The following is a 7501-nucleotide window of genomic DNA, read 5'->3' as shown; positions in this document are numbered from 1 at the left end:
GGCGCCCTAGCCGCGCCAAGCCCGCTAAAATACGGCGTTATTCCTTATTCGGCAGCGAACCATGTCCCGTATCGTCAACTGTGTGAAATTGAAGCGTGAAGCCGAAGGGCTGGACTTCCCCCCCTACCCCGGTGAACTCGGCACGAAGATCTGGCAGAGCATTTCCAAGGAAGCCTGGGAAGAATGGAAGGCGATCCAGACGCGCCTGGTCAATGAAAACCGCCTGAACCTGGCTGACGCCCGCGCCCGCAAGTACTTGAAGGAACAGATGGAGCGCTTCCTGTTCGAAGACGGCACCGTCGAAGCCCACGGCTACGTTCCGCCGTCGGCCTGATCCGGCACTCGGCGGCCCATCACGAAGCCCCTCGTTCGCGAGGGGCTTTGCATTTTGGCCGCTGACGCGTGATCGCGGACACGCAAGCTGAAGCCGCCCTTAAGATCGAAGTTTGCCGGCCGTATTAATGCTGTCATGAAAGAAGAATCGCGCTTGCCTCTCCCCGCCGATCCGCCATCGTCCATCCAGCGCGCCATGCAGATCGAACCCGATCGCCAGACGGGTACGTTGCGCGATGTCAGGCACGTTGTCATCCTGATGCAGGAAAACCGGTCGTTCGATCATTATTTCGGCACACTGCCCGGCGTGCGAGGCCTTGCCGATCCCCACCCCGTGCCCACCCTCGGGGGCAACGTGCTGACGCAAACCGACGGCGCCGCCACTTGCCGCCCTTATGCGCTGCGCGCGGAACATGCCAGCGACACACCCGTGGGCTATATCACGCCGCACACCTGGCTTGATGCGCAAGACGCCTGGAACGACGGCCGCATGGACCACTGGTTATCGGCCAAGGGCCGCCTGGGGCTGGGCGCCTACACCGGCCAGGACGTGCCATTCCAGACTGCCCTGGCCAATGCATTCACCGTGTGCGACGCCTACCACTGTTCGCTGCACGCAGGCACCAATCCCAACCGCTTGTTTCTGTGGACCGGCACGAATGACCCCACTGGCGCGGCCGGCGGCCCGGCGCTGGTGAACACCCACGACAGGCTTGGCCCCGCCGCCGCCGGCTATCGCTGGACCACCTACCCCGAACGCCTGCAAGACGCCGGCGTGGACTGGCGCATCTACCAGGACATGGCGGACAACTTTCACGACAACCCGCTGGCAGGCTTCCGGCAGTATCGCGCGGCCTACGCCAGCGGCGCGGAATCGGCGCCGCTGCGCGACCGCGCCTTGTCCACCCACACGCTGGACGATCTGGCGCGCGACGTGGCAACGGGCCAGTTGCCGGCCGTGTCGTGGATCATCGCGCCGACCGCGGATTCCGAGCATCCTGAAGTGTCATCGCCCCAACAGGGCGGCGCCTACACCGAGCGCGTGCTGGACATCCTGACCAGCAACCCCGACACCTGGAGCCGCTGCGTATTCCTCGTCACCTATGACGAAAACGATTGCTTCTTTGACCACGCGCCGCCGCCGGCGCCCCCCGCGCGCCACAGCGACGGCGTTTCGGGCGGCCTGTCCACGGTGGAACTGGACGGCGAATACCACGACGCCCGATGCGGACCCAGCGCCGCGCCGGAAGATCCCGCCGCGCTGCACGGCCGCGCTTTCGGGCTGGGGCCGCGCGTGCCGATGCTGGTGGTCTCGCCCTGGAGCCGTGGCGGCTGGGTCAATTCGCAGGTGTTCGATCACACCTCGGTGATCCGCTTTCTTGAAGCGCGCTTTGGCGTGGCCGAACCGAATATCAGCGCATGGCGGCGGGCCGTGGCGGGTGACCTGACATCCGCGTTCGATTTCAGCGGCGACCGGGGCCCGCACCATCCCGACAGCAACCGCCACGCGTGTGCGCTGCCGTACGCGCTGGAAGCCGTGGGCCGCATGACGGCCGACGCCGAGCACTATCGGCTGACCCTGCGCAACCCCGGCAGCGCGGCCGCCGTGCTGCACGTTTACGACCGCCACGAGCTGGCGCGCGCCCCCCGGCGCTACACCATCGGCCCCGGCGCCCGGCTGGACGACGGCTGGCGCCTGGGCGCGGGCGGCGTCTACGATCTGTGGCTGCTGGGCCCGGACGGGTTTCATCGCCAATTCAAGGGCGATGCGCGCGACGGCGGCATGCTGGAGGCGCAGTTGGTGCCGGTGACTTCGGGCCTGCGCATCCGGCTGGTCAACCGCAGCGATACGCCGCAACCGGTCAAGCTGGAATCGAACATGGGCGACGGCTGGCGCACGATGGCGCATGTGCAGGCGGGCGGCGCGTTGGAATTGAAGTACGTGGGCTGTGAAGGCTGGTACGACCTGCATATCAGCGCGCCCGCCATGCCGGCTTTCGGGCGCAGGCTTGCGGGGCGCATCGACGCCGGCAAGCCCGGCGTGCCCGACCCGCGGTTGTGCCAAGGGGCGGTGCTGCCGCTGTAGTGCGATGCGATGCGATGCGCTGCGGTGCGGTGCGATACGCGGCGGCGTAGGCCCCAAAAAAAAACCCGGCGCGATGCGTCGGGTTTTCTGTTTGTTCGCCTGCGTCGCCGCCTGCGGTCGTGTTTCGCGTTTACGCGTCGTCTTTCGACTCTTCCTCACCGCGCGCCAGGCGTTCGGTGTTCTTCACGCCCGTGTGACGCACGTCGGCGCCCTTGACCATGTAGATCACGCGTTCGCACATGTTCTTGGCGTGGTCGCCGATGCGCTCCAGCGCACGCGCAATGAAGATCATGTCGATGGCGCGCGAAATGGTGCGCGGGTCTTCGATCATGTAGGTAATGAGGTGACGCAGCGCGCCCTTCCATTCCTTGTCCACTTCCTTGTCGCTGCGCACGACGGCGGCGGCCTGGATCGGGTCAAGGCGGGCAAACGCGTCCAGCGCCTGATGCAGCATGGTGCGCACGGCGGCGGCCATGTGGCGCAGTTCGATCACGGGAATGTGGCGCAGTTCGGCCTCGTGGATGCGGCGCGCCACGGTGGCGACTTTCTCGGCCTCGTCGCCCGAGCGTTCCATGTCGGTCAGCATCTTGGACACGGCCATCAGCATGCGCAGGTCGATCGCGGTCGGCTGGTGCCGGGCAAGGATGCGGCTGATGCTCTCGTCGATCTCGACTTCGTGGCGGTTGACTTCCTTTTCCCGCTCACGGACTTTTTCCACCAGCGACAGGTCGCCGGTGGCCAGCGCGTCGATCGCTTCCTGGATCATGGCTTCCACCAAGCCGCCCATTTGCAAGAACTGCGAACGGACGCTTTCCAGATCGGCGTCGAACTGCTTGTTTGTATGCTCCGTCATCCGGGCTCCCTGCGTGGTTGATCTCATTGCATTGCCCCGAATTAGAAGAGTTACGAGATGGGCCTGCACAACCGGCAAGGTTATGACCCGAGTGTGACAGGATTATGAATCGGGGCCCCGCCGCCGGCAAGGCCGGGCGGAGCGGCAAGATCAATGCGCAGGCTGGCGGTCCAGGCGGCGGATGCCCGATTGCGTGGCCAGCAGCGCCACGTCGGCGCCGGCCAGCGCGAACAGGCCGCACGTGACCACGCCGGGCAGGTTGTTGACACGCGCCTCGAACGCGCGCGCATCCGAGATGGCCAGGCCCGACACATCCAGGATGATGTTGCCGTTGTCGGTGACGAATCCCTCGCGCAGGCGCGGCTGGCCACCCAGGGCCGTCAGGGCGCGCGCCACGGATTCGCGCGCCATCGGAATTACTTCCAGCGGCAGCGGAAACTTGCCCAGCGTCTGGACCAGCTTGGATTCGTCGGCGATGCAGATAAAACGTTCGGCCACCGAGGCCACGATCTTCTCGCGCGTCAGCGCGCCGCCGCCGCCCTTGATCATGGACAGGTCCGCGTCGATTTCGTCGGCGCCGTCCACGTAGATGGGCATGGTCGACACATCGTTCAGGTCCAGCACCTTCAGGCCGTGGCCGGCCAGGCGTGCCGCGCTGCGCTCAGAGCTGGCGACGGTGCCGCCGATGCGGCCCTTGAAACGCGCCAGGCCGTCGATGAACAGATCGGCCGTCGAGCCCGTGCCCACGCCGATGATGACGTCCGGGCCCGCGACCTGTTCAACGAATTGCAGGGCGGCGTCGGCGGCTTGTTGCTTGAGTTCTTGCTGGGAGAGCATGGCGGGAAGAATGCGGGAAGGTTGTTCAAGCCAGGAAATTTAGCATGCGGCGGCGGGCGGCCACGCACGCGCAAGGATCGCCGCCGTATCGGTGTCCGGCCCCAGTTCGCCGAACACCCCGCCGCCTGCTTGCAGCCGGCTGGCCACGAACGCCTCGGCAACGGCCGAGGGTGCATGCTGGATCAGCATTGCGGCCTGCCACAACCGCGCCAGGCCGCAGGCGATGCGGCGCGCCTGGAATTCGGCCCGCGCCGGGTCGGCCAGCAGCGCGCGCCAAGCAGACAGTGCGCGCCCAAAGCCCGCATGGCCGGCCGCCGGCGCGAATTCGCGTTCCAAAGCCGGCATGGCATCGGGCTCGCGTTGCAAGGCGCGCAGCACATCCAGCGCCATGACATTGCCCGAGCCTTCCCATATGGAATTGACGGGCGCCTCGCGGTACAGGCGCGGCATCGGCCCTTCTTCCACATAGCCGTTGCCGCCCCACACTTCCATGCATTCCGAGATGGCGTTGATGGCGCGCTTGCACACCCACAGCTTGGCGGCGGGCGTGCCCACACGGACCAACGCGCGGGCCTGCGCGTCGGCGCGTTCGTCCACGGCGCGGGCCAGCCGCAACGCCAACACCATCGCCGCCTCGCTTTCCAGGGCCAGGTCGGCCAGCACGTTGCGCATCAGCGGCTGCGCAATCAGCGGTTTGCCGAAGGCATGCCGATATTGCGCATGATGCAGCGACTGCACCACGGCCTGGCGCAGCAGCGCCGCGCTGCCCAGCACACAGTCCAGCCGCGTGGTGGCCGCCATTTCCAGCAGCACCGCCAGCCCGCGCCCGGGTTCGCCCACCATGACGCCCCAGGCATTTTCAAATTCAACTTCAGCGCTGGCGTTGCTGCGATTGCCCAGCTTGTCTTTCAAGCGGCGTACCCGAATGGCGTTGCGCGGCCCGTCCGGTATCCAGCGGGGCACGAAAAAGCAGCTGAGCCCTTCGTCCGTCTGTGCCAACACCAGGTGGGCATCCGCCTGCGGCACCGAAAAAAACCACTTGTGGCCCACCAGCTGATACGCGTTGCCCCGACCCGGTGTGCCCAGGGGCGCCGCTCGGGTGGTGACGGCGCGCAGGTCGGACCCCCCCTGCTTTTCGGTCAGGCCCATGCCGATCAACGCGCTGCGCTTGACGGCCAGGGGCGCATCCGCCGGATCGAAATCGCGTGAATACAGCGCGGGCATCCATTGCCCGGCAAAGTCCACCGCGCCGGCGGGCTCGCGTTGCAGCAGCGGCACGGCGGCAAACGTCATCGTGGTGGGGCATAGCGTGCCGGCCTCGACCTGCCCTTGCATCAGATAGGCGGCGGCGCGCGCCACCTGTGCGCCGGGCGTCGGTTGCGCCCAGGCGCGGCTGTGCAAGCCGCGCGCCAGGATGCCGCTCATGAGCAGATTCCAGGCCGGGTGAAATTCCACGTGATCAATGCGATGTCCGCCACGGTCATACGCAATCAGCCGGGGCGGGCAGCGGTTGGCTTCGTGCCCCGCCTCCAGGGTTTGCGCGCGCCCCAGCCACGCCCCGTGCGCGGCCAGGTCACCGTGCCAGGCCTCTGCGCCTTCGCGCCGCACCGCCTCCTGCAAGGCGGGGTCGGTGTCGTACAACGAATAGTCTTCCAGTACGGGAACCTGGTTCTGCACGGTGTGCGTGGCAAATGTGGCGGACGCGGCAGACGGTGCGGACGTAACCCGCGTGGCAAAGGAAGACATGGCGGCTCCTGAATGAAAGACTATCTGGCCATCGGCGCCACCTGTGCCCACGGCCGCAAGGCTTCAACCTGCGCTGCCAATTCCAGCAGCAACGCTTCGCTGCCCAACGCGCCCATCACCTGGATGCCGATGGGCAGGCCGTCGGAGGACATGCCGAACGGAATCGAGATGGCGGGCATGCCGGTCAGGTTGGCCAAGGGCGCGAACGGCGAATAGCCGATCACGCCCTTCTTGCCCAGACGGTAGGCCAGGTAGTCGGCGTTGTCCATGGCGTAACGGCCCAGCGGCGCCGGCGGCTGCGCCAACACCGGGCTCAGGAAAAGGTCATGCCCCTGGGCGCCATCGCGATGCAGGAAGCGGCCGATGCGGCGGGTGATTTCGTGGCAGGTGTCCACGCATGCCACGTACTGCGCGCCCGAAATGGCCCGGGCGTATTCCCGCGCGCCCAAGGTGGTGGGTTGCAATTCGTCGGCGGCCAGCCGGCGCCCGCGCGCGGCCACGAAGCCGTCGATGGCGTTGGCGGCGGCGCTGGCGATAAGCGGCAGCATGGGCGACAGCACCTCTTCCGAGCCCACGGGCGGCAGCGCCGGGATCAGCTCATGCCCCAGCGACGCAAAAAAGCGCGCGGCTTCGTCAACGGTGGCGGCAACCTCGGGGTGGATTGCCCCGCCTTCATAGGTGGTGTTGATGAAAGCGATGCGGCGGCGCGGCGCGTTGTACGGGTCGGCGGCAACGCGGGCCACGACGGCTCGGTACGAAGGCGTGGCCAGCGCCGGCGCGGCGTAGGGCGCGCCCACGTCGGCCCCCGCGCTGATGTCCAGCGACGCGGCGCAATCGCGCACCGAAATCGTCATCATGTGTTCGGTGGCCAGGCCGCCCCAGCCTTCGCCCTTCAACGGTCCCAGGGGCATTAACCCCCGAGACGGCTTCAAGCCCAGCACGCCGCAGCAAGAGGCGGGGATGCGGATGGACCCGCCGCCGTCGCTGCCGTGCGCAATGCGAACCATGCCGCTGGCCAGCGCCGCGCCCGCGCCGCCGCTGGACCCGCCCGCGCTATGGCCGGCCTTCCAGGGGTTTTGGGTGGGAGGCCCGTAGACGGGGGATTCGGTGGTGGGGCTCAGGCCCAATTCGGCGCTGGTGGTACGCCCGAATGGAATCAGCCCGGCGCGGCGGTAACGCTTGACGATTTCGGCGTCCACGTCCCATTGCACCTGCCCGTACAGCACCGACCCCATGGCGCTGGGCAGGCCTAGCGCCGCCGTGCCCAGATCCTTGAGCAAGGTCGGCACGCCCAGGAAGGGCCGGGTATTCAGCTGCGCCAGCCGTTGTTCGGGGGACAAGGCGGCCAGTTCGTCGTCCAGCGCCTGGGCCAGCCGCAAGCCGGTGTCGGCCTGGACGCCGCACGCGGCGTTGATGGAGGGATTGCGCGTCGCTACCCGCTCCACGGCCTGCTGCATCGCAGCAAACGCGGTAGTGACCCCCTGGGCGATATCGGCGCCCAGCGCCGTCGCGTCGAGGGATGAGGAATCATGGCGGTCAGCGGTGCTCATGCTTGCGATGCTCCAGGGGTTCGACGGCGAAATGCCGCACATGCCAGGATATCGACAGTCCGCGTCAGCAACAAGCCGGCCCCGCGAGCGGGGCGG

At 67.4% G+C, this 7501-nt stretch carries 6 protein-coding genes; 2 read left to right on the top strand and 4 right to left on the bottom strand.

Annotated features, from left to right (window positions below; all coding sequences use genetic code 11):
• Positions 1-61 precede the first annotated feature (61 nt).
• Both ACNPP0_RS07945 and ACNPP0_RS07940 read left to right on the top strand, forming a co-directional pair.
• Positions 62-334 carry an oxidative damage protection protein gene (locus ACNPP0_RS07945; protein ID WP_006218476.1) on the top strand — a complete coding sequence of 91 codons (273 nt, stop codon included), beginning with the start codon at positions 62-64 and terminating at the stop codon, positions 332-334.
• A gap of 135 nt (positions 335-469) precedes the next feature.
• Positions 470-2419 (top strand): phosphocholine-specific phospholipase C, encoded by a 1950-nt coding sequence (locus tag ACNPP0_RS07940; protein ID WP_448705556.1) that lies wholly within the window; start codon positions 470-472, stop codon positions 2417-2419.
• 130 nt (positions 2420-2549) lie between these two features.
• Here ACNPP0_RS07940 and phoU read toward each other — a convergent pair whose 3' ends face one another.
• The 4 genes from phoU to ACNPP0_RS07920 form a co-directional block, all read right to left on the bottom strand.
• Positions 2550-3272: a phosphate signaling complex protein PhoU gene (gene phoU, locus ACNPP0_RS07935; protein ID WP_332613482.1), complete on the bottom strand. Its 723-nt coding sequence runs from the start codon at positions 3270-3272 to the stop codon at positions 2550-2552.
• 150 nt (positions 3273-3422) lie between these two features.
• On the bottom strand, positions 3423-4109 hold the full coding sequence (gene rpiA, locus ACNPP0_RS07930) for a ribose-5-phosphate isomerase RpiA (protein ID WP_332613481.1): 687 nt from the start codon (positions 4107-4109) through the stop codon (positions 3423-3425).
• A gap of 39 nt (positions 4110-4148) precedes the next feature.
• Positions 4149-5855 (bottom strand): isovaleryl-CoA dehydrogenase, encoded by a 1707-nt coding sequence (locus ACNPP0_RS07925; protein ID WP_448705555.1) that lies wholly within the window; start codon positions 5853-5855, stop codon positions 4149-4151.
• A 20-nt stretch (positions 5856-5875) separates the two neighbouring features.
• A complete protein-coding gene (locus tag ACNPP0_RS07920) occupies positions 5876-7405 on the bottom strand; it encodes an amidase (RefSeq protein WP_448705554.1) in 1530 nt (509 codons plus the stop codon).
• Positions 7406-7501 lie beyond the last annotated feature (96 nt).

The organism is Achromobacter semiaridum (genome assembly GCF_053543755.1).
The sequence above is the reverse complement of the archived record's forward strand: the minus strand, read 5'-3'. Positions and strand labels throughout refer to the sequence as shown.